At 60.1% G+C, this 20232-nt stretch carries 21 protein-coding genes and 2 pseudogenes; 10 read left to right on the top strand and 13 right to left on the bottom strand.

Annotation, left to right across the window (positions count from 1 at the left end; all coding sequences use genetic code 11):
* Nucleotides 1-174: 174 nt before the first annotated feature.
* Nucleotides 175-1191 (bottom strand): nicotinate-nucleotide--dimethylbenzimidazole phosphoribosyltransferase, encoded by a 1017-nt coding sequence (gene cobT, locus R6X40_RS04640; RefSeq protein WP_318411427.1) that lies wholly within the window; start codon nt 1189-1191, stop codon nt 175-177.
* Between the two features lie 233 nt (nt 1192-1424).
* Here cobT and R6X40_RS04635 point away from each other — a divergent pair, with 233 nt between their 5' ends.
* Genes R6X40_RS04635 through R6X40_RS04620 form a run of 4 tightly spaced genes read left to right on the top strand, consistent with a single transcriptional unit; the run spans nt 1425 to nt 3644 of the window.
* Nucleotides 1425-2213 carry an adenosylcobinamide-GDP ribazoletransferase gene (locus tag R6X40_RS04635; RefSeq protein ID WP_318411425.1) on the top strand — a complete coding sequence of 263 codons (789 nt, stop codon included), beginning with the start codon at nt 1425-1427 and terminating at the stop codon, nt 2211-2213.
* 48 nt (nt 2214-2261) lie between these two features.
* Nucleotides 2262-2486 carry a DUF1289 domain-containing protein gene (locus R6X40_RS04630; protein ID WP_318411423.1) on the top strand — a complete coding sequence of 75 codons (225 nt, stop codon included), beginning with the start codon at nt 2262-2264 and terminating at the stop codon, nt 2484-2486.
* Entirely contained in the window at nt 2483-3184 is a 702-nt protein-coding gene (locus R6X40_RS04625) for a TIGR02281 family clan AA aspartic protease (RefSeq protein WP_318411421.1), read from the top strand. Before R6X40_RS04630 ends, R6X40_RS04625 begins: the two co-directional genes overlap by 4 nt.
* Nucleotides 3185-3206: 22 nt before the next feature.
* Nucleotides 3207-3644 carry a hypothetical protein gene (locus R6X40_RS04620; protein ID WP_318411419.1) on the top strand — a complete coding sequence of 146 codons (438 nt, stop codon included), beginning with the start codon at nt 3207-3209 and terminating at the stop codon, nt 3642-3644.
* A gap of 13 nt (nt 3645-3657) precedes the next feature.
* Here R6X40_RS04620 and R6X40_RS04615 read toward each other — a convergent pair whose 3' ends face one another.
* Nucleotides 3658-4419 carry an ABC transporter permease gene (locus tag R6X40_RS04615; RefSeq protein ID WP_318411417.1) on the bottom strand — a complete coding sequence of 254 codons (762 nt, stop codon included), beginning with the start codon at nt 4417-4419 and terminating at the stop codon, nt 3658-3660.
* A complete protein-coding gene (locus R6X40_RS04610) occupies nt 4416-5342 on the bottom strand; it encodes an ABC transporter ATP-binding protein (RefSeq protein WP_318411415.1) in 927 nt (308 codons plus the stop codon). Before R6X40_RS04610 ends, R6X40_RS04615 begins: the two co-directional genes overlap by 4 nt.
* Before the next feature lie 211 nt (nt 5343-5553).
* On the opposite strand from R6X40_RS04610, the gene R6X40_RS04605 reads away from it, so the two are divergent.
* Nucleotides 5554-6621 carry a cyclic nucleotide-gated ion channel gene (locus R6X40_RS04605; protein WP_318411413.1) on the top strand — a complete coding sequence of 356 codons (1068 nt, stop codon included), beginning with the start codon at nt 5554-5556 and terminating at the stop codon, nt 6619-6621.
* 208 nt (nt 6622-6829) lie between these two features.
* Here the strand turns inward: R6X40_RS04605 and R6X40_RS04600 are convergent, their stop codons facing one another.
* The 4 genes from R6X40_RS04600 to R6X40_RS04585 all read right to left on the bottom strand — a co-directional run bounded on the left by R6X40_RS04600 (nt 6830) and on the right by R6X40_RS04585 (nt 9597).
* Nucleotides 6830-7216 (bottom strand): GFA family protein, encoded by a 387-nt coding sequence (locus R6X40_RS04600; RefSeq protein ID WP_318411411.1) that lies wholly within the window; start codon nt 7214-7216, stop codon nt 6830-6832.
* A 94-nt stretch (nt 7217-7310) separates the two neighbouring features.
* Nucleotides 7311-8603: an extensin family protein gene (locus R6X40_RS04595; protein WP_318411409.1), complete on the bottom strand. Its 1293-nt coding sequence runs from the start codon at nt 8601-8603 to the stop codon at nt 7311-7313.
* A 210-nt stretch (nt 8604-8813) separates the two neighbouring features.
* Complete coding sequence (locus tag R6X40_RS04590) at nt 8814-9257, bottom strand: DUF488 domain-containing protein (RefSeq protein WP_318411407.1); 444 nt, start codon at nt 9255-9257, stop codon at nt 8814-8816.
* Between the two features lie 37 nt (nt 9258-9294).
* Nucleotides 9295-9597 (bottom strand): antibiotic biosynthesis monooxygenase, encoded by a 303-nt coding sequence (locus R6X40_RS04585; RefSeq protein ID WP_318411405.1) that lies wholly within the window; start codon nt 9595-9597, stop codon nt 9295-9297.
* 114 nt (nt 9598-9711) lie between these two features.
* Here R6X40_RS04585 and R6X40_RS04580 point away from each other — a divergent pair, with 114 nt between their 5' ends.
* Nucleotides 9712-10668, top strand: coding sequence for a GlxA family transcriptional regulator (locus R6X40_RS04580; RefSeq protein WP_318411403.1), 957 nt, complete (start codon nt 9712-9714; stop codon nt 10666-10668).
* An 89-nt stretch (nt 10669-10757) separates the two neighbouring features.
* On the opposite strand, the gene R6X40_RS04575 is transcribed toward R6X40_RS04580, so the two are convergent.
* The 4 genes from R6X40_RS04575 to R6X40_RS04560 all read right to left on the bottom strand — a co-directional run bounded on the left by R6X40_RS04575 (nt 10758) and on the right by R6X40_RS04560 (nt 15255).
* Nucleotides 10758-11165 (bottom strand): VOC family protein, encoded by a 408-nt coding sequence (locus R6X40_RS04575; protein WP_318411401.1) that lies wholly within the window; start codon nt 11163-11165, stop codon nt 10758-10760.
* 160 nt (nt 11166-11325) lie between these two features.
* Complete coding sequence (locus R6X40_RS04570) at nt 11326-12135, bottom strand: endonuclease/exonuclease/phosphatase family protein (RefSeq protein WP_318411400.1); 810 nt, start codon at nt 12133-12135, stop codon at nt 11326-11328.
* Nucleotides 12136-12523: 388 nt separating this feature from the next.
* Nucleotides 12524-13117, bottom strand: a complete 594-nt coding sequence (locus R6X40_RS04565; protein ID WP_318411399.1) for a Kazal-type serine protease inhibitor domain-containing protein — start codon at nt 13115-13117, stop codon at nt 12524-12526.
* Between the two features lie 323 nt (nt 13118-13440).
* Nucleotides 13441-15255 (bottom strand): methyl-accepting chemotaxis protein, encoded by a 1815-nt coding sequence (locus R6X40_RS04560; protein WP_318411398.1) that lies wholly within the window; start codon nt 15253-15255, stop codon nt 13441-13443.
* A gap of 210 nt (nt 15256-15465) precedes the next feature.
* On the opposite strand from R6X40_RS04560, the gene R6X40_RS04555 reads away from it, so the two are divergent.
* Complete coding sequence (locus R6X40_RS04555) at nt 15466-15846, top strand: acyl-CoA thioesterase (RefSeq protein ID WP_318411397.1); 381 nt, start codon at nt 15466-15468, stop codon at nt 15844-15846.
* A gap of 35 nt (nt 15847-15881) precedes the next feature.
* Nucleotides 15882-16469, top strand: coding sequence for a hypothetical protein (locus R6X40_RS04550; protein WP_318411396.1), 588 nt, complete (start codon nt 15882-15884; stop codon nt 16467-16469).
* A 27-nt stretch (nt 16470-16496) separates the two neighbouring features.
* Here the strand turns inward: R6X40_RS04550 and R6X40_RS04545 are convergent, their stop codons facing one another.
* Together R6X40_RS04545 and R6X40_RS04540 are read right to left on the bottom strand one after the other, a co-directional pair.
* Nucleotides 16497-16994, bottom strand: a complete 498-nt coding sequence (locus tag R6X40_RS04545; protein ID WP_318411393.1) for a hypothetical protein — start codon at nt 16992-16994, stop codon at nt 16497-16499.
* 215 nt (nt 16995-17209) lie between these two features.
* Nucleotides 17210-18040 (bottom strand): annotated as a pseudogene (locus R6X40_RS04540) (SDR family oxidoreductase).
* A gap of 89 nt (nt 18041-18129) precedes the next feature.
* Between R6X40_RS04540 and R6X40_RS04535 the strand changes: the two are divergent.
* Nucleotides 18130-19041, top strand: a complete 912-nt coding sequence (locus tag R6X40_RS04535; RefSeq protein ID WP_318411391.1) for an AraC family transcriptional regulator — start codon at nt 18130-18132, stop codon at nt 19039-19041.
* A 166-nt stretch (nt 19042-19207) separates the two neighbouring features.
* A pseudogene (locus tag R6X40_RS04530) lies at nt 19208-20175 on the top strand (sulfonate ABC transporter substrate-binding protein).
* The last annotated feature ends 57 nt before the right edge of the window (nt 20176-20232 follow it).

Below are 20232 nucleotides of genomic sequence, written 5' to 3'. Positions count from 1 at the left end.
GCCCCGTGAATACGGGCATAAACCGCAACCATCAAATGAATCGCCGCTCTCGAATAGGTGAGAAGCCGTAGGCTATCAAGCCCCGGCATGGCGGTCGGGGCCTGGCAGGGACCGCAATTTACAGTATCAGCCGGACAGCGCCTCACGCACTTCGACGTTTCTAAAAGGCCGCCGTCAGCTCTTGTTGCTGACCCCGGCCTGCGCAAACGTCGCCATGCCCGAATGGCACGCAGCAGCGGCCTTGACGATGCCAGCGGCAAGGGCTGCCCCGGTGCCTTCACCAAGCCGCATGCCAAGCGCCAGAAGTGGCGTCTTGCCGAGCATCTCGATCGCCTTCATATGGCCGGGCTCTGCCGAGACATGGCCGATCAGGCAGTGATCGAGCGCTGCCGGATTGGCAGCCTTGAGGATTGCCGCTGCGGATGTCGCAACGTAACCGTCGATGATAACGGGGATCTTCTGCATGCGTGCGGCAAGGATCGCACCGGCCATCGCCGCGATCTCGCGGCCACCGAGGCGGCGCAGCACTTCGAACGGGTCAGACAGATGGTCGCTATGCAGCGTCACAGCCTTTTCGACCGCCGCAATCTTGCGGGCTAGAACGTCGCCCTGCGCGCCGGTACCGGGACCTACCCACTCTTCAGCAGTGCCGCCATAGAGCGCCAGATTGATCGCCGCTGCGATTGTCGTATTGCCGATTCCCATCTCGCCGATGCAGAGCAGATCAGTCCCACCGGCAACCGCTTCCATGCCGAAGGCCATGGTGGCAGCGCAATCGCGCTCGGAGAGGGCTGCCTCTTCGGTGATATCCCCGGTCGGATATTCCAGTGCCAGGTCGAACACCTTCAAGCCAAGATCGTGGCTGACACAGATCTGGTTGATGGCAGCGCCACCAGCCGCGAAATTCTCGACCATCTGTGCGGTGACCGATGGCGGAAACGGTGTGACGCCCTGCCGGGTCACGCCGTGGTTACCGGCAAAGATCGCCACCAGCGGCCGGTTGACCGCAGGCGCCCTGCCCGTCCATGCCGCCAGCCAGAAGGCGATTTCCTCAAGCCGTCCAAGCGCGCCCGGCGGCTTCGTCAACTGTGCATCGCGCTCGCGCGCCTTCACCAGCGCCGCACTGTCCGGGCCTGGAAGGTTACGCAGCAATTCACGGAAATCGTCGAATGGCAGGCCGCTGGCACTCATGATGCAAATCCTTGTATCGTCTCGTCGTCAGCGAAGCATCGCTCCGCTACTGCATGAAATGTTACAGCGACCTTGCGCGCCATGAAGGACATGCGGTGCTGCTGTAGGGTGCTCCCTCATAAAGCGCGGCGATGAATCCGGCAACGGCATTTGCGCCGGTTCGTGTCGCCGTCGCATGATCGGTTTGAAAACACCGATTCGCTGGGGGCGGATCGGCTTGGGGGAAATCTTTCATGTTCGATATCCGCGACTTTATGGACGACGTGGCGCGCTCGGTGGCGTTCCTTAGCCGTATCCACATGCCGCAGCGTCATTTCGTCAATTTCGATGGCCGCCTCAGCCGCGCCGTGCGGGCCTTTCCACTCGCTGGGCTGCTGATCGTTCTGCCGGCGGCCGCCATCGTTTCGGTCTTCAGCGCCCTGCAAGTCTCGCCGCTGTTTACTGCCTTTGTCGCGGTAGCTGTCCAGGCCATGATCACCGGCGCCCTTCATGAAGATGGCCTCTGCGATACGGCCGATGGCCTTGGTGGCGGCAAAACCAAGGAAAAGGCGCTTGTCATCATGAAGGACAGCCGCATCGGCTCCTATGGCGCCGTTGCGCTCATCCTGTCGTTTGGACTCAGAGTTTCGGCGCTGGCTGCGGTCATGCCGCTGGTATCGCCGACAGGCGCAGGATTGCTGGTGCTTGCGGTGGCCGCGCTCAGCCGTACCGCCATGGTCTGGCACTGGTCGAAATTGCCGCCTGCTCGCCAGGATGGCGTTGCTGCTTCGGCAGGCGAGCCGCAGGCTTCAGCCGTCACCTTTGCGCTGATTTTCGGTATCGTGTCGGCGGCGGTGTTGCTGCTTGTGTCCGGCGCTTCGCTGCTGGCTGCGGTCCTGGCAATAGGAGCCTTTGCCGCCACGGTTCCTGCCTTCAGCGAAATCGTCAACGGCAAGATCGGTGGCCATACCGGCGACACAATCGGTGCCACACAACAATTGACCGAAATCGCTGTTTTCGCTGCTCTTGCGCTGGCAATTTGAAACGACGATATAAGCCTGAAGCATTTTTATCCGGATAGTCGCGCCCTTATGGAAACACCCTGTATTCTCATGTGTTCGATCGATATGAAAACCGGATTTTGCTTCGGTTGCGGCCGCACGCGCGACGAGGTTGGCGCCTGGTCGCTGTATACACCTGAGGAACGCCGCGACATCATGGACAGCCTGGCGGCCAGACTGAAAACGATGGAACGCAAGCCGCGCCGCGAAACACGCCGCACCCGCATGGCCCGCGAAAACGTGAGCGGCGAATGACCAGACTGACCATTCTTCTGGGCATCCTTGCCGTCGGCCTTGTCTTTCTGATCCTCAACCATGACAGCGGCCGCACCTTCGGCATCATGAACGACGATTTCGGCCGCCTGGTCACGCTCGGAGCCATCGCTGCGATGTTCGCCGCCGGCATCGTGCAAAGCCGCCGCCACATCGGCCAGAGCCTGCGCCAGTTCGGCATCTGGGTGCTGATCATCCTCATTCTTGTTTCAGGCTATCTCTACCGCAACGATCTGGAGTCTTTCGGCAACCGGCTGGTCGCGGGCCTCATTCCCGGCCGCGCAGCCGTGTTCACCGACAATGAAGGCATTCAGGAAGTCGTGTTGCACAAGGTGCTGAACGGCCATTTCGAAACGCCGGTCACCATCAACGGTGCCACCGTCCAGATGCTGGTCGATACCGGTGCCAGCCGCGTGGCGTTGTCTTATGAGGACGCCGAAACGCTAGGCCTTGACCCCGCCAATCTCGCCTATACCCAGACGGTATCGACCGCCAATGGCGAAGCCCATGCAGCACCCGTGACGCTCAAGGAAGTGGCGATCGGTCCGATTGTTCGCAATGATATCAAGGCCATGGTCACGGAGAAAGGGAAACTCGACCAGAGCTTGCTCGGCATGAGCTTCCTGTCGACACTGGATTTCCTGCAGATGCAGACAGATGAACTACGGTTGAGGGACTAACGAAACCGGCGGGAGGCCATGCATGAACCGGCTGTTGAAATCATTTCTTGTCGTTGTTGCCCTGCTGCTGCCATCTCCCGCCGCCTTCGCGGACGAACACGTTTTCTCCGGACAATGGCAACAGGTGAGTTCAAATGCAGGCCATTGCGGATCCTGTACAATCACCATCATGCGCCACGGATCAGTTCTGACCGTTACGGCAAACAATGGCTGGACCGCTGCCGTGCAGACTGACATGCCGGGCAATGCCCTGTGGGCAGTCGGGAGCGGCCGTTGGAAAAAAGGAAAAGGCAGCGTTTACGCCAACACCGCCTTCGACATTGTCATCGCACTGAGAGATGAGCAGTTGCAGATGTTGATGCTGACCAAGACCGGCAACAGCCGCGGCGGTACGATCAAGGCTGTTTTCAAAAAACAATCGGCAGAGGCCCCCCCTGACGAAGATGTAGCGCTCAGCTAAATCCGAAATCCCGTCAGTTCCTCAACCGGTAACCCGTCTTGAAGATCCACGTCAGCAATCCCATCAGCACCGCCAGAAATCCGACGATGATGGCAAAGCTGACCACCGGGTTGACATCGGCGATCTCGAAGAAGCTCCAGCGGAAACCGCTGATCAGGTAGAGCACCGGGTTGAAATGGCTGACCGCCTGCCAGAACGGCGGCAGCATGTTGACCGAGTAGAAGCTACCGCCAAGAAAGACCAGCGGCGGGATGACCAGCATCGGTATCAGGTTCAACTGCTCGAAATCCTTGGCCCAGATGCCGATGATGAAACCGAACAGGCTGAAGGTAACGGCCGTCAAGACGAAGAACAGCAGCATCACGAAGGGATGGGCGATCGAGAGATCGACGAACAGCGAGGCTGTCCCCAATATGATGATGCCGATCATCATCCCCTTGGTCGCCGCCGCACCAACATAGCCGAGCACGATTTCCGTCATCGACACTGGCGAGGACAGAAGCTCATAGATCGTGCCGGTGAATTTCGGAAAGTAGATGCCGAAGGAACCGTTGCCGATACACTGCGTCAGAAGCGTCAGCATGATCAGCCCAGGCGTGATGAAGGCGCCGTAGGAAATCCCGTCGATCTCCTGGATGCGCGATCCGACGGCAGCGCCGAAAACGATGAAATAGAGCGAGGTGGAGATAACTGGCGAGACGACGCTCTGCAAAAGCGTGCGGCGCGTGCGCGCCATCTCGAAGAAATAGATCGATTTGACCGCTTCGAGGTTCATGCCTTTGCTCCCACCAGTTCGACGAAAATGTCCTCGAGCGAACTCTGCCGCGTCGAGATGTCCTTGAGCCTGACACCCGCTTCCGCAAGCGCGGTCAGCAGCGTCGTGATACCGGTACGCTCGCCGGATGTATCATAGTCATAGATCAGGCTCTGACCGCCGTCCTCGATCTTGAGGTCGTAGGACGCGAGCGCCTCTGGGATAGCCGAGAGCGGCTCCTGCAGATCGACCCGCAACTGCTTGCGGCCGAGCGTCTTCATCAGGTCTTTTTTTTGTTCGATCAACAGGATCTTGCCGCCATTGATCACGCCGACGCGGTCGGCGATTTCCTCGGCTTCTTCAATATAGTGGGTGGTCAGGATGATCGTAACGCCGGTTTCCCGCAGTTTCTCGACCACCTTCCACATATCCTTGCGCAGGTTGACGTCGACACCCGCCGTCGGCTCGTCGAGGAAGAGCACGCGGGGCTCATGGGAAAGCGCCTTGGCGATCAGCACCCGGCGCTTCATGCCGCCGGAAAGCTCCCGCAGCATGTTGTCCTTCTTGTCGTAGAGCGACAGGTCCTTCAGCACCTTCTCGATATGCGCGGGGTTCGGCTTCTTGCCGTGCAGCCCGCGCGAAAAAGACACCGTGTTCCACACCGTTTCGAACTGGTCGGTCGTCAACTCCTGCGGCACCAGCCCGATGATCGAGCGGGTAGCGCGAAAATCCTTGACGACATCGTGTCCACCGACCAGCACCGTGCCACTGGTCGGATTGACGATACCGCAGATGATCGAGATCAGCGTCGTCTTGCCGGCGCCGTTCGGCCCGAGTAGCGCAAGAATTTCGCCTTCCTCAATATCGAGACTGACATCTTTCAGCGCCTGAAAGCCGGACGCATAGGTTTTCACCAGATTGGAAACGGAAACGATGGGCGCCATGAAATATGTTCCGGGGAATATGAGGCGGAAGGAGATGCCTTATATGGGATGTTCTTTCGAAAATTTCAGCTGCAAAATCGAGAAAAGACGAAAACAGATCGCCATGCGGTGTCAGCCGCTCCGGATTGGCTGCTGCCCCTGTCCCCCTTTGCGCTTCCGGCAAAGGCATTCTATTCTCCCTTCGGGGGTGACGGAGCGCTCGGGGGATTGAATGCCGGCCATGCTTGTCTCGAAGATTTCGGCGCCGCTCAACGCGCTTCTGGCGATAACCGGCCTCATGGCGGTCGCAGCACTCACCACGCCTGATATCACCGCGCCTGTCCGCTTTGCGCTGGAGATGTTGCTGGCCGGGATCTGGGCGGTCTACGGTCTACAACTGATCGGAACGATCATCCTGCGGCAGATGAACGGCGTTCACGACGCAATACCGGCAATCATCATCGACGTTCTGGCCGTGCTGCTGCCGCTGCTGGCGTTTCTGGCCATCAGTCGCCGCGACCAGAGCCTCTATTGCGCCATCTGGCTGTTGAAGCCGCTGCGCCAATCCAGTTTTTTCCGGATGATGGGCAAGGTCATCTCCAACGAGACGCGAAACCTGATCGGCGTAACGTCGGTTTTCGGCATCCTGCTGTTTGCCGCATCGCTCGCAGCCTACCTGATCGAACGCGACGTGCAGCCAGACAGGTTCGGCAGCATCCCCCAGGCAATGTGGTGGGCGGTGGCGACACTCTCGACCACCGGCTATGGCGACGAAATTCCGCAAAGCCTTGCCGGGCGCATCCTTGGCGGTCTGGTGATGATGAGCGGCATCGGCGTTTTCGCACTCTGGGCCGGCATCCTCGCCACCGGCTTTTACGAAGAAGTCCGCCGTCAGGATTTCGTACGCAACTGGCAGATGGTGGCTGCGGTACCGCTGTTCCAGAAACTCAGCCCCGCGGCCCTGATCGAGGTCGTGCGCTCGCTGCGGCCGCGTACCGTGCCCGCGGGTGCCGTCATCTGCCGAAAGGGCGACAGGGGCGACCAGATGTATTTCATCGTCGAGGGAAGCGTTGTCGTCGCATTACCGAGCCCAGTGAGAATCGATTCCGGCAGCTTCTTTGGCGAGATGGCCCTGATCACCGGCGAACCGCGTTCGGCCACAGTCACCGCCGCCACTGAAGTCTCGTTGCTCTCGCTCTATTCAGTGGACTTCCAGATATTGTCGGGCAGCAGCCCCGAGATCGCCGAAATCATCCGCAAGACGGCCCTTGAACGCCGCCAAGCAGTCCCAGACGCCTGACCCGATACAACGCCGCAACTGCCGTTGGCGTTTTCCCCGCCCTGTCATGAAACCGTGATGGTCCTCGGTCATGTTCGCGGCCGGGACATAGACGACTCCAGTGATTTGCAAGAACCCGCCGGCAGTCCCCCTTCGGTCAGGTTCATTTTAGGCCGGTTCCCACCGGCCCTTTTTTTTCCCGCCACAGATCGAAATGACGCAGCCCGGTTTACCCTGCAGCCGGGATCGTCCACCAGGTTGGGCATGCGTCCTCGAACGAATGGGAGACCGGGCGCAATTCCTCGACATCCTGTGTATCGAAGCTACCAGTGACCAGCGCAATCACCGGTGCGTCATCGACAGCACCCAGTGTACTGCCGCATTTCGGGCAGAAGGAACGGCTGGAGTAATCGGACGAACGATAGACGGAAGGCAGTCCGCCCTCGCCGGTCCATTCGACAGCCTCGCGCGGAAACTCTACCCAGCAGAGCGTCTGCGCGCCGGAATGCCGCCTGCAATTTTCGCAGGAGCAGGTGTGCGGATTGCCGGGCGCACCTACTGCGCTGAAGCGGATATTTCCGCACAGGCAGCCGCCGAGATATGTCCTGGTTTCCATTGCGAATCCTCCGTTTTCACGCAAGGCCGCGATAGCATTCTTTCAATCCATTTTGGCAGCTAAAGAATGAGGCTGGCATACCGCGCGCCTCGGCTCAATCGCAGTGCCGGTAGCCGGACTTGCGTTCTCTGAGGTCAAAGTGGAAATGATCCTTGTGCTGCGGATCGCTGCCGGGGCCGAGCACAGTGTTGAAGTATTTGCAGCTGTCGCTGCGCACCGCCTTCAGCAGCCCCTTTTCCCGGAAGGCGAAGAAGCCGGGCTTGCGCACATCGATCTCCTTGCCGGAGTTCAAGACGAACTTGCCGACATCGATGGCATTGCCGTGAGCGTGCTCCGACATCGGATTGCCGCGCTTGGAATTCATTGTCCGGCAGGAATAGCCGCCAAGTGGCTTGATCGTCTTGATACCGGAGAGATAGCGGTAACGCGCAGACGGGGCGAGTTCGTTCTTCACCCATTTGGCAAAGGCTTCCGTCACCTCGCAGTTGAGCTTGACGGCGGGTTTGATATCGATGCCGCCGGAAAGGCCGGTCAGCTGGATCGGATAGTCGATGCCGCATGCCTTGCCGTTGGAAATACGCGGAATATCGGTGAATTCGACCCGCAACTTCTTCAGCCGCTGGCGGCAGGCCACTTCGGCTGCGGGCATCCGCCCGGTGAAATCGGGCTCGGATTCAGACAGAGGATTTCCGGCGCGCGGCAGGAAGGCCACCTGCTGTTCCTCCTGAGCCTGGCTCTTGCGCAGCATCACCCGCTGCTGCTGGTCGAGGAACTGCGCCTTGCGTGCGTCTTCTGCAGCCTGTTTTTCCGCGTTGAGCGGCGGCAGGTCCGGATCATAGCCGGGGTCGGCAGCCGTGGCCGACATGGCCTGTGGTCCGCCAAGCTGCTGCACGCTGTCGCCGCCGATACCGCCCACCACAGGCTGGCTGGCGTTGCCCTCGGCGATCTCGTTACCCCGGCCATAATCGCGGCTCTGCTCCTCCGCCAGACCGACAACCGGCGTCGAGCCGGTTTCGACCCCCATCATCGCGTCCATGTTGACGCCTTCCGTGGGCACTGTCATTGGCTGAGCGCTGGCAACGGCAAGCGGTTGCTGCGTTGGCTCGCTGTCGATCATCGGCAGCCGCTGGTTAGAAGCCTGCAGGCGCGGATCGGCTGGAACGGCATCGTCGGAATTTTCAGAAAAAGTGCTGACCGGTGTATTGGCTGCAGGATATGGATTTTCCCGTGAGCCGCGCGCATGACGGTTTACCGGCTCGATGGCGCTCACCCGCGCGGAAGAATCGATCCGGCCCGGCGGCGTAAGATCATCCGTTGAACAGGCAGCCAGCGACAAGGACAGCGCGAATACCGCCACCGGCCGCCGGAAAAGGGAAACATACGCCATACTCACTTGCCGCCTCTACCGATGACGATGCCTCGAAACGCACCATCTGCACCCGCCCGGTCCCTCATAAAAACCTGCGGCCTCCCTGTGTCGAAAGCCGGGCGCAGCATGGGAAAGACCGAAACTGAAGCGGATTTTATGCAAACAGGGTAAACGAAGCCTTTCGAAGCCGTCACCGGATATAGGCTGCCGCAGTGGCAACCAGGCTCTTCAGAGATGGCGGACAGTCAGCTTACCACCCCATTTTCCATCGAGATACTCGCAGACAAGCTGGCGATGGCATTGATGCGGCAACGCTTCCGAGCAAAGCAGGCAGCTGCCGGCAAATGAGGAAGGTTCCAGCCGCGTCTCGATCTGCCGCTCCGCCATCAGGCTCATGAACCGGCTGCGCAAAGTGTTCCAGTCACCCTTCTCCTTCTTGAAGGATGCCAGGATGTCCTCGGTTGGCGCCAGCAGCGGCTGATGCACATAATCGGCGCCGCAGAGTTCCTTCAGGAAAAACGGCAGATCGACGGCTTTGGCGAATCCGGCAAGCTGCGATGTGTTGTGGAGCCGGATATCGATAACCCGCTTCACCCCCGCCTGCCGGATGCGGCCGAAAAAATCCGCCGCCGTGCTCTGGGTAAAGCCGATCGTCGTCATCTCGATTTGCATCTGCAGCGCTCCCCATCGCAGTCTTGCCGTCTTCGTCTTAGGCGGCGTTCTTCAACCCAAGCACATCGACCTGTTCGATGGTAGGCGGTTGCGAAAACAGCACTGGCGCCTGTGCCATCAGCGCCTGCGCGATCGGGCCGCTCAGATGCGCCTTACGGCCGGCCTCGTCATGGAAGGCGTCGAAGACGCCGAAGGTGGATGGACCGAGCCGGAGCGCAAACCAGATCGGCGTCGTTTCCTCCTGCTCGGCCAGTCCCAGGCCGGTTTTCAAGAATGCCTCGACATCGGCTTCCTTGCCGGGCTTGGCCTCAAGGCGAACGAACAATGCGAGCTTGATCATAAAAATCTCCCTTTGAGCGGACACAGCGGCGAAAGGCCGGTGTGTCATCAGTGTGCGCGAAAGGGAGCATTCCTGCCTATTGTCATTATAGACATCTTTGATAGCATTCTTGCCATGAAAATCCAGGTCCTCGCCCTTGATGGCGTCTTCGACACCGGACTGGCAACGGTGCTCGACGTCTTCACCACCGCCAACGAGCTGTCAGCCATGCTGTCACTCGGCATTGCACCTTTCGACGTCAGGATCGTCGGCCTGCGGCGAAAAGTGCGGACATCGCAGGGTCTTGCCGTGCCAGTGTCGGCAAAGCTCGATCCATCCACGGCCGATTGGCTGGTCATCCCGGCGATCGGATACAAAACGCCCGAGCTTCTGATTCCGGCCCTGGAGCGCCCGGACGTCCGCGACGCAGCCAAAGCCCTTGCCGAAGTTGCTCCCGGCACGAAAGTCGCGGCCGCCTGCATCGGAACCTTCGTGCTGGCGCAATCCGGCCTGCTCGACCGGCAAACGGCAACGACCACCTGGTGGCTGGCGCCGCTCTTTCGCCAGCGTTATCCGGCGGTGCAGTTGGACGACGCCCATATGCTGATCAAATCGGGGTCCTTTGTCACGGCGGGCGCCGCCCTTGGCCATATCGACATGGCGCTCTGGCTGGTCCGGCAGGTCAGCCCTGAACTCGCAGGCCTGGTGGCGCGCTATCTGATCGTCGATTCCCGCCCGGCCCAGTCGGCCTATGTCATCAGCGATCACCTCGCCCATGCCGATCCGCTGGTCGAACGTTTCGAACGCTGGGCACGGGCAAGCCTGGCCTCCGGTTTTTCGCTGGATATCGCGGCCGATGCCGCCGGCACAAGCAAACGCACGCTCGCCCGTCGCATGCAGCAGGTCTTGGGAAAAACCCCGCTGTCCTATTTCCAGGATCTGCGCGTCGAACGTGCCGTGCACTTGATGAAGACCAGCGGCAAGAGCCTCGAACAGATCGCAGCCCTCGTCGGTTATGCCGATGGCGTCACCCTGCGCGCCCTGCTCCGCCAGCGCCTTGGCCGCGGCGTTCGCGATGTGCGCATGAATTGACGGCAGCATTAATGCGATGGCCAGCCACTGTGGCCGTCCATCACAATGTTCAAGGCGTGGTCGCTAGGGATGAACCGGATGTTTCCCCGTTATGCAGGCATGCTGCTCATATCCATCCACATGAACTCAAGCACATGGCCATCGGTATCTTCGACGGCACGGCTATACATGAACCCCATATCCTGCCGTTCGCGGATGTCGGCCCTGCCGCCAGCGGCAGCCACGGCTTCGGCAACGGTGTCCACATCGGCGCGGCTATCGAAGGAGAGCGCAAGCAGAACCTCGGTCACGCCACGCGCATCGGCAACCGGCTTCGGCGTGTAGGCCGCGAAAGACCCGGTTACCAGCAGCTGGAACGTGATCGTTTCCGACCAGACCATGCTGGCCGAATTTTGGTCGCTGAACTGTTCGTTCTTTTCGCAACCGATCGCCTGATAGAAACGAGTGGCAGCGGCTACATCAGCGACTGGTAGGTTCACAAAAATCATCTTGGGCATTGCGGGTCTCCTTGAAGGTCCATTCATCGTGCGGGCTCACCGCCCGTACCAACACGACGAACGACCCCGGCTGCGATCGACACGCAACATGAAAAAAAATGAACGGCACAACATTTTTCCGTCTGGCAGATTAAACGGCGCCATTGAGGAGAGACCGCCCCTAGCGCATCTCCAGCAGCAACGCCCGATGATCGGAAACCTCCGGCTCACCAACAGCGTCGAACGTCACAACCTCGACATCCGGCGTCACCAGCATGTAGTCGGCAAAACGCCCGGCTTTTTCATAGTGGGATGTCCGGGTATCGGTATGCCCGCGCGATGTGACCAGATCGGTCAAGCCAAGCGCGGCAAGTGCACCGAACATGCGATTGTCCGGAAGGACATTGAAATCGCCGCAGACAACCAAGCGCTCGTCTCCTGGCCACAGCCGTTCAATGAGATTGATCAAGGCCTTGGTCTGCGCATCGCGCACCGGCAGATCCCCCTTGCCGGCAATATCCCGCAAGCCATGCATCTGCGCAACTGTGAATGAAAAACCATATTCGTAGCTGAAAAGCCGGAGGCAATGGGCGTTGCGCGGGCGCGGATGCGGCCCCCACCCATCCGGCGAAAACGTGCCATGCACAAAATCCTGCGCCTGACCGATCACCGCCAGCGACTTGCGCACAAAGGTCGCAAGGCCAAATTCGGAGGTAACGATGCTGCCGTCATGAAACAGCTCTCCCCGCGCCGTCGGGGCAAAGAAAGCATCATGCCCGGGCAAGGCGGCGCCGATCTCCTCGAACATATTGGCGCGTTGCCAGAGTTCGACAGCCTGATCACGATACTGCAGCCAATCGGCAGGAGATGTCTGCGTGCGCACCACCTCCTGCAGGCAGAGCACATCCGCGTCGACATCGACGACATACCGCATCAACGGCTCATGAAGCTGCCCGCCCCAGGCATTCAACGAAACAACGCGCAGCACCATGGATCAGCTCCCGGCCTCTTCCTGACATAAAAACCGCCACTGTGGGGTGGCGGCTGACGAATCCGAAACACATGGGCGCGAAGGCTTGTGGCACGCCTCTCGTCGCTTTGGACGCCCAAACTCTCCTGCGTGATTTCGGGCGCCCAAACTCGCCATCACCTTGCTTCAAGCGCCCAGACTTTTCTCCGTCATCCTCGCCCTTGTGGCGGGGATCCAGTGCGTTCAAGCCCTTGAACGTCAAAGACTCTTTTCGCGGCGCAGTCTCATCGTGGCTGGATCCCCGGGACAAGCCCGGGGATGACGGAAGATATGCGACACCAAACAGATCACAGATGTCGGTAACCGCCAACGAGCACAAAGCCCCCGGCAGCACTCACGTCACCCGAGCCTACCGGCACTCACCATCGCCGATCACCCGGAACCCTTGTCCCTGCGCGGTGCAGGCGTTCGGGAATGTTTGCTCGCGGCGTCCCTGACGCGCGCAGACCGGCGCGTATTCCTGCGAGCACATCTGCGGTTCACGCGGCGGACGCATGCCGGCGTCATCGTCCGGCCAATCGCCTCCGCGGCGGCATTCGCCACGGCTTACCACGCGGAAACCGTCAGCTTCGGCCATGCAGGCATTCGAGAATGTCTGCTCCCGCCGTCCCTGGCGCGCGCAAACGGGTGAATATTCGCGGGTGCAGATCTGCGGACGGTCACCGCCGGAATCAGGCCGTTCTGGGCGGCACTCACCGCGTCCGGTGATCCGGTATCCATCCGCCCGCGCCTGGCAGGCATTGGAAAACGTGCGGCGATTGTTGCCGCGCTCACCACAGACCGGGTCATATTGCATCGTGCACATTTGCGGGTTCGACGGCTCAGGCCGGGGGTATGGCCGCCCGCCGGGCTCGTCGACGACGACCGTGCAGGCGGTCAGTGCCCCCAGCGACAGCGCGGCAAACGCCGCGATACGGATCATAACGCGTTGAAACGGCGTCATTCGCAGTCCTTCTCCCTTAAACATCGAACACCATCGGCACCAGATATAACATCTTGAATCACCTCGCCATTCTGGTTGCAATTAGCCCCCGGTCAACCCGGGTTGCACACCCTTACACCCAAACAACGATGGAAACATTACGCCAGGACAATGCCCGCCTGACGTGCATCACTCAACCACCTATCACGGATTTCATTCATGTCAATTTCACCGATCAGCATACAAAACAGCGCGAGGCCGACCGGTAAAAAACAATCCCCACAAGAAAAAGCCCGCGTCCTTTCGAACGCGGGCAATCGGCATTTCTGTCTTTTTGGAAAGGCTCAGGCAGCGCGGCTGTAGCCGCTCTGCCTGTTGTCGGCGGAAAGACGGAAGGTCTGCAGCAGGCTCTTCAGCTCTCGGCTTTCCTGCGCCAATGTCTGGCTGGCCGCCGTGGTCTCCTCGACCATGGCTGCGTTCTGCTGGGTCATCTGGTCCATGCTATTGACGGCTGTGTTGACCTCGGCAAGCCCGGTTGCCTGCTCGCGGGCAGCTGTGGCGATCGAGGCCACATGCTCGTTCACCCGGTTGACCAGACTTTCGATTTCCGTCAGCGCATCGCCGGTCGAGCGCACCAGCGTCACGCCGGTCTCGACTTCGGTGGCGGAGTTGCGGATCAGCTCCTTGATCTCCTTGGCGGCACCGGCCGAACGCTGCGCCAATTCACGGACTTCCTGCGCGACAACGGCGAAACCGCGGCCGGCTTCGCCGGCCCGCGCTGCCTCGACGCCGGCATTGAGCGCCAGAAGGTTGGTCTGGAAGGCAATCTCGTCGATGACGCCGATGATCTGGCTGATCTTGGTGGACGAACCTTCGATCCGGGTCATCGCAGCGATTGCGTTGCGGACGATGTCGCCGGACTTGGCAGCGCTGCCCTTGGTCTCGTTGACCATTTCACGAGCCTCAGCAGCGCGGTCCGACGCGCTCTTGACCGTCGAGGTAATCTCATCCAGAGCCGCCGCCGTTTCTTCAAGCGCCGCAGCCTGCTGTTCGGTCCGGCGTGACAGGTTGTTGGCGGCTTCGGAGATATCCCCGGCGCTGCCATAGACCACCTCGGTCGAGTGCGCGATCGATTGGATGACTCCGCGCAGTGCTGTAACCGCCGTGTTGAAATCATCGCGCAGCTTGGAATATTCCGGCGCGATCCGGACGATTTCCGCAGTCAGGTCACCGCCCGCCAGTTTTTCCAGCGCACTGCCAATTGCCCCCATGGCATCGGCCTGCGTCTGCGCGTCGGACTGGGCGCGAAACTCGTTGCTGCGCCGCTCGTCGTCGAGCTGACTTTGCTGTTCGGCTTCGCGCTGCCGCAGACCGATGCGTTCCTTGACGGAATCGCGCAGCACCGACAACACGCCGGCCATCTGGCCGATCTCGTCCTTGCGGTCGGTTTCCGGAATGGCAGACGACACGTCTTCGTCGGCAATAGCCCGCATCGACGTCTTCAGCCGCTCGATCGGACCGACAACGCTGCGAACGATGGAGAAGGCAGCGAGCAGAATGACCAGCGCCGCCAGACCGCAGATCACGGCGACCTGGATCAAACCTTCCTTGAACATGGCCGCAAGATCGTCGGCGTAGACGCCGGTGCCGACGATCCAGCCCCAGGGCGCGAAACCGGCCACATGCGAATATTTCAGCACCGGTTCTTCGGCACCGGGCTTCGGCCAGTAATAATCGACAAAACCCTTGCCCTCGGCAGCGACCTTCTTGGCAAACTCGACGAAGATGTGTTTGCCGGTCGGGTCCTTGTTGTCAGTCTGGTCGGTACCATTCAGCGCCGGCTTGATCGGGTGCATGATCATCATGCTCTTCATGTCGGTGATGAAGAAATAACCGTTGCCCTGATAGCGCATCGCCTGGATCGCCTCGATGGCGCGCGCCTGTGCGTCCTTCTGCGACAGCGTGCCGGCCTCTTCCTGCTTATGGTAGGCTTCGAACACGGTGACCGCGTTCTCGTTCATCGCCTCAAGCATGGCCTTGCGCTGTGCCACCAGCTTGTCCTGCTCCTGGAACAGGCCAAGCGTCATCACAGCCGCCATGGTCAAGAGCGCCAGCCCCACCAGCGCATACAGACGCACCGAAATTCGAAAATGTTTCATGCAGCCCAATCCCCTCAGATTTTTATGGCCGCACGATATCCTTCCGAATTTTCGAACTTCCTAACAAGATACCGCTAAAATTGATAAGCCTGAATTTACGCTTTGTTCATACGACGCATGTTGAGGCGCTGTCCGTCGGGATATTTCCGCAAGGGGTCTTTTCCGATTGCGCCGCATCAGGTTACATCGGACCAAACGGAGAATGACGTCATGGCGAAACCGAACGGCGACCTCACCCTGCGCACCTTGGCCATGCCGGCAGATGCCAATGCCGCTGGCGATATTTTTGGCGGCTGGGTCATGGCGCAGATGGACCTGTCCTGCGGCATCCGCGCCGCCGAGCGCGCTCGCGGCCGCGTCGTCACCGCCGCCGTCAAGGAAATGGCCTTCGAAATGCCGGTCAAGATCGGCGATACGCTCTGCATCTATACCGATGTCGTCAAGGTTGGCCGCACCTCGATGACGCTGAAGGTCGAGGTCTGGGCGCAGCGCTATCTGTCGGACCGCATGGACAAGGTGACCGACGCACTGTTCGTCATGGTGGCGCTTGATGAGACCGGTCATCCAAAGCCGGTGCCACCGGAAGTCTGACGCAAAAGGCACGACAACCATGAAGGCCTAAAACCATGGACCAGCCCGTCGATCCGCAGATTTTCTCGCATATCCGCGTGATCATGGGCATGGTCATAAGCCTGTCGATGGCGCGGCTGCTGACGGGCCTCGCACTGTTCGTCCAGCATCCCGGCAAGACCAGGATCTACTGGCTGCACCTCGGCTGGGTGCTCTTCATGTTCCTGTTCCTGATCTATTTCTGGTGGTGGGAATACCGGCTGCATTCCGTGCCGGTGATCGATTTCAGCGTCTATCTCTTCGTCATTTCCTATTGCTGCATCTTCTTCTTCCTCTGCGTCCTCCTGTTCCCCACCTCGATGGAGGACTACAGCGGCTATGAGCACTATTTCATGTCGCGCCGTGCCTGGTTTTTCGGCTTCCTGGCGCTAGCCTACGCCGTCGATCTCGTCGACACCGCCGTCAAGGGCAAGCAGTACTTCCTCGCCTATGGGCTGGAATACCCGCTGCGAAACGCTGTTTACATCGCCCTTTGCATCATCGCCGCCATCACTCCCAACCGCCGTTTCCACGCGGTCTTCCTGATTGCCGGGCTGGCCTATCAAGTCATCTGGATTTTTCGCGCCTTTGATCTGCTGGAATGATCGGTGGGAGCACGCGACCGCGTGTTCTTAGCCAGCTTGCGCCTCAAAGAGAACGAAGGACAATTCGTTGTCCGGGTCGAACGTTTTCGCGTTCTCGATTGCCTCTTTGAGAGGCTTCCCACGTTGAAGGAGCTCATAGAAGAGGCCGTGCAGGAACAAAGGAACCGCAGACCCGTCCGGAAATTCTGAGGGCGCAAGATAGGCGTGTGCTCCGCCAGCAAGAAAGGCTTGGCCGAAAGCCTCCGTTCCGGTCATGCAGGCGGTACTGATGACCGTTTTTGCCGGAAGTCTGATTTCACTCACGAGAGCGCTTGCAGGCAGACTTCCGTCAACGAGTGACCGGGTGTCGATTTCCGCAATAAACTCGCCAAGCACGAAGCCGTTCTCATCGCCATGACCGGAGAGGACAATGTACTCGGGATCATTTTGGTCCCGGCGCAGGCATTTGAGAAAATCTCCGGGCGTTCCGGGAAGATGCAGAAGCACCGCCGCCCCGAGGCTTTCAAGGATGGAGCGGATCAGCAACGCCTCCCCGGTATCTCCAAGGGCAATGATGACAACGGGCTTGCGGGGATAGAAAAAACCTTCGTCAATCACGCGAACAATACTCCCCGACAAATCGATAAATCCTGCAATCGATATGTCAGATTCGACACGAGGAGAAAATTCCGCAACCGCACATTGTCCGCCTCTGGGCCAAACACAGCTTTGCTAGCTGCATCTGGCCCAGCACGGCCAGCCTAAGCCGGCATTTCCGGCCGGAACATCTCGCGCATACGGCTGAGATAGTGTTCTTCCGAGGTCGACCAGCGCAACTGTGCCAGCATTTTGCTATCGGCACCGGCCGGATAACGGATCGCATCGCCCTCGTCCGTTGCCGCTGCAAACGTCGCCTCGGCGACCTCGGCCTCGGTGCAATAAGGCGTCGGATAATTGGCCATGATGCCGAAATAGGCCTGCGCAAAGGCGCCGTAATCATCCGGGATCAGCCCCTGCATGCGCGGTCCGCCATTGGCCGCAAAGCCGGTGGTCGGTCCAAGACCCGGTTCCACCAGCCGCGCCTTGATGTTGAACAGCTCCAGTTCGTAGGACAGAGATTCGGTATAACCTTCGACGGCACATTTGCTGGCGGCGTAGATCGCCACCAGCGGCATCACGCCAAGGGTGACGCTCGATGTCACGTTGACGATGGTCCCATGCCCCTGCCGGCGCATCTGCGGAATGATGGCGCGGCAGGTTGCAAACACACCAAACGTGTTGGTCTGGAAAATCTCCTGGATCGTGCTGTCCGGCGTCGCTTCAACGGCCGAGGCCATGCCGATACCGGCATTGTTGACCAGCACGTCGATCGCCCCGAAGGCGGCAACGCCGTCGGCGATGGCCTTGTCGATGGTTTCCGCTCTGGTCACGTCCAGCGGCAGAACCAGCAGGCGCTAGGACGCCGTTGCAAAGATGCTGGCATCGGGCCGCCGCATGGTAGCGATGACGTTCCAGCCGCGCGCCAGAAAGAGTTCGGCAATCGCCTTGCCGTAGCCGGACGAGGTGCCGGTGATGAGGATGGTCTTGGTCATTCAGGTCTCCATAATCTGTGCCCTCAGCATAGACAAAATGGACAGACGATCTATAATCATAAATCCATATATCATTACGGATCGTCCAGATGGACCCTTTCAGCGACGTTATCACCTTGCTTCGTCCGCATGCAGTCTTCTCCAAGCCGATCACCGGCAAGGGAGAATGGGGCGTGCGCTATCCGGCCTATGGCGCACCGGGTTTCGCAATCGTGCTGACCGGCCAGTGCTGGCTTTCGGTGGAAGAGGATGCACCGGTGAAGCTTGCCCGCGGCGATTTTGTGCTGCTACCATCCTCGCCTGCCTTCGACATGCTGAGCCGCCCCCGCGCCCGCTGCGTCCCCGGCCAGCCAAACGCCACCGACATCCGCCATGGCGATCCCGAGGGCGAACCCGATTTTCGCATGCTGGGCGGCAGCTTCCGGCTCAATCCGGTCAATGCGCCGCTGCTGGTGTCCCTGCTGCCGAAGATGATCCATATCAGTGCAGCCGGTGGCAATACCGGGCGCCTCGCCAGTGTCATCGATCTGATCATGGAAGAATGCGCGACTGAGAGACCCGGCCGGGACATGATCGTGGAACGGCTGCTCGAGATACTGTTGATGGAGTGTCTACGCTGGCCGGGCGCCGGAACCGCCCCCTTGCCGGCCGGTCTGCTGGCCGGAATGCAGGATGCCGCCCTTGGCCGCGTGCTGAGCGCCATGCATGCCGATATCCGTGCCGGATGGACCGTTGCCGATCTTGCGAAACTGGCCGGCATGTCGCGATCCGCCTTCGCGGCCCGTTTCAGTGGGGTGATCGGCTGCGCTCCGATGGAATATCTGGCGCGCTGGCGCATGACGCTCGCCAAGGACGCGCTCAGCCGCGGCGGCACACCGCTCGATCGCTTGGCCGAGGAGATCGGCTACGAATCCGCCAGCGCCTTCAGCACCGCTTTTCGCCGCCGTGTCGGCTGCGCGCCTGGCGCGTTCCGCTCCCGTGTTGATGCCCCGCAAGCCTGACGACACCTGTCAGCGAAAAAATCCGTCCGATTGCTCTGCCTGAGCGAAAAAGCGTTTCCCAAAAGCCCTGAACTACAAAACAAACAAACTCTATAATCTTAATAGATTTAACTAGCATGATCCCACGTCAAGCGGAGATAGCATCCGCCAACCATAAGAGGGATCGATGTTCACACTCACAAGACGCCTATTCGGCGCTGGCCTGTTGGCCACCAGCCTGTTTGCCTCAACTGGCCTATCGACGACCGGAGTGTCTGCCGCAGAATTGACCGAGTTCAAGATCGGCTATCAGAAGACTGGCCTGCCGGTCATCGCCCGGCAGCAGCAAATCATCGAGAAGGCACTGGCGCCAAAAGGCATCACTGTCTCCTGGGTCGAGTTCACCGCAGGCCCGCCGCTTGTCGAAGCGCTGAATGTCGGCTCGATCAATGTCGGCTGGACCGGCGATGCGCCGCCGATCTTCGGACAGGCCGCAGGCTCCGCGATCACCTATGTCGCCGCCCTTCCCTCCAACGGCGCCGGCGAGGCGATCTTCGTCAAACCGGACTCGCCAATCCAGTCGCTGGCCGATCTCAAGGGCAAGACCATCGGCGTCGGCAAGGGCACGTCAGCTCACAATCTCGTCGTCGCCGCACTGGAAAAGGCCGGTATCGACTTCAAAGACATCACCCCGGTCTATCTGAGCCCTGCCGATGCGGCCGCCGCCTTTGCCAGCGACAAGATCGATGCCTGGGCCGTCTGGGATCCCTTCTTCGCCATCGCTGAAACCCGCTACAAGCCGCGCATCCTGACAACCTCGGCCGAAACACTGAACGTCAAAACCTATTTCCTGGCCAATCGCGACTTCGCGAAGGATCATCCGGAAACGGTAACGGCGACCATCGCCGCCCTGAAGGACGCTGCAGCCTGGGCTGACGCCAACCGTGGCAAGGTGGCCGAAGCACTGCATGAAGTGACCGGTGTACCGCTGGAAGCCCAGACCATTGCCGCCAACCGCAGCACGTTCGGCATCGAGCCGATCACGCCGGAAATCGTCGCCAGCCAACAGCAGACCGCCGACCGTTTCTTCAAGCTCGGCCTGATCCCAAACAGATCACCATTGCCGATGCCATTTGGACGGCACCGTCGAACTGATTTCCTCCCAGGAAAACGCAGGCGTGCCGGTCAGTCAGGACCGGCACGCGAAACAGG

The sequence above is a fragment of the Rhizobium sp. PL01 genome (genome assembly GCF_033447125.1).
Classification (GTDB): domain Bacteria; phylum Pseudomonadota; class Alphaproteobacteria; order Rhizobiales; family Rhizobiaceae; genus Pararhizobium.
Note: the sequence above shows the minus strand (reverse complement) of the source record. Positions and strands in the feature narration are given on the sequence as shown.

What these genes read in the sequence shown, in the direction of transcription:
- cobT (WP_318411427.1), bottom strand. Translation starts at nt 1,191, where the DNA reads ATGAGTGCCAGCGGCCTGCCATTCGACGATTTCCGTGAATTGCTGCGT.
- R6X40_RS04635 (WP_318411425.1), top strand. Translation starts at nt 1,425, where the DNA reads ATGTTCGATATCCGCGACTTTATGGACGACGTGGCGCGCTCGGTGGCG.
- R6X40_RS04630 (WP_318411423.1), top strand. Translation starts at nt 2,262, where the DNA reads ATGGAAACACCCTGTATTCTCATGTGTTCGATCGATATGAAAACCGGA.
- R6X40_RS04625 (WP_318411421.1), top strand. Translation starts at nt 2,483, where the DNA reads ATGACCAGACTGACCATTCTTCTGGGCATCCTTGCCGTCGGCCTTGTC.
- R6X40_RS04620 (WP_318411419.1), top strand. Translation starts at nt 3,207, where the DNA reads ATGAACCGGCTGTTGAAATCATTTCTTGTCGTTGTTGCCCTGCTGCTG.
- R6X40_RS04615 (WP_318411417.1), bottom strand. Translation starts at nt 4,419, where the DNA reads ATGAACCTCGAAGCGGTCAAATCGATCTATTTCTTCGAGATGGCGCGC.
- R6X40_RS04610 (WP_318411415.1), bottom strand. Translation starts at nt 5,342, where the DNA reads ATGGCGCCCATCGTTTCCGTTTCCAATCTGGTGAAAACCTATGCGTCC.
- R6X40_RS04605 (WP_318411413.1), top strand. Translation starts at nt 5,554, where the DNA reads ATGCCGGCCATGCTTGTCTCGAAGATTTCGGCGCCGCTCAACGCGCTT.
- R6X40_RS04600 (WP_318411411.1), bottom strand. Translation starts at nt 7,216, where the DNA reads ATGGAAACCAGGACATATCTCGGCGGCTGCCTGTGCGGAAATATCCGC.
- R6X40_RS04595 (WP_318411409.1), bottom strand. Translation starts at nt 8,603, where the DNA reads ATGGCGTATGTTTCCCTTTTCCGGCGGCCGGTGGCGGTATTCGCGCTG.
- R6X40_RS04590 (WP_318411407.1), bottom strand. Translation starts at nt 9,257, where the DNA reads ATGCAAATCGAGATGACGACGATCGGCTTTACCCAGAGCACGGCGGCG.
- R6X40_RS04585 (WP_318411405.1), bottom strand. Translation starts at nt 9,597, where the DNA reads ATGATCAAGCTCGCATTGTTCGTTCGCCTTGAGGCCAAGCCCGGCAAG.
- R6X40_RS04580 (WP_318411403.1), top strand. Translation starts at nt 9,712, where the DNA reads ATGAAAATCCAGGTCCTCGCCCTTGATGGCGTCTTCGACACCGGACTG.
- R6X40_RS04575 (WP_318411401.1), bottom strand. Translation starts at nt 11,165, where the DNA reads ATGCCCAAGATGATTTTTGTGAACCTACCAGTCGCTGATGTAGCCGCT.
- R6X40_RS04570 (WP_318411400.1), bottom strand. Translation starts at nt 12,135, where the DNA reads ATGGTGCTGCGCGTTGTTTCGTTGAATGCCTGGGGCGGGCAGCTTCAT.
- R6X40_RS04565 (WP_318411399.1), bottom strand. Translation starts at nt 13,117, where the DNA reads ATGACGCCGTTTCAACGCGTTATGATCCGTATCGCGGCGTTTGCCGCG.
- R6X40_RS04560 (WP_318411398.1), bottom strand. Translation starts at nt 15,255, where the DNA reads ATGAAACATTTTCGAATTTCGGTGCGTCTGTATGCGCTGGTGGGGCTG.
- R6X40_RS04555 (WP_318411397.1), top strand. Translation starts at nt 15,466, where the DNA reads ATGGCGAAACCGAACGGCGACCTCACCCTGCGCACCTTGGCCATGCCG.
- R6X40_RS04550 (WP_318411396.1), top strand. Translation starts at nt 15,882, where the DNA reads ATGGACCAGCCCGTCGATCCGCAGATTTTCTCGCATATCCGCGTGATC.
- R6X40_RS04535 (WP_318411391.1), top strand. Translation starts at nt 18,130, where the DNA reads ATGGACCCTTTCAGCGACGTTATCACCTTGCTTCGTCCGCATGCAGTC.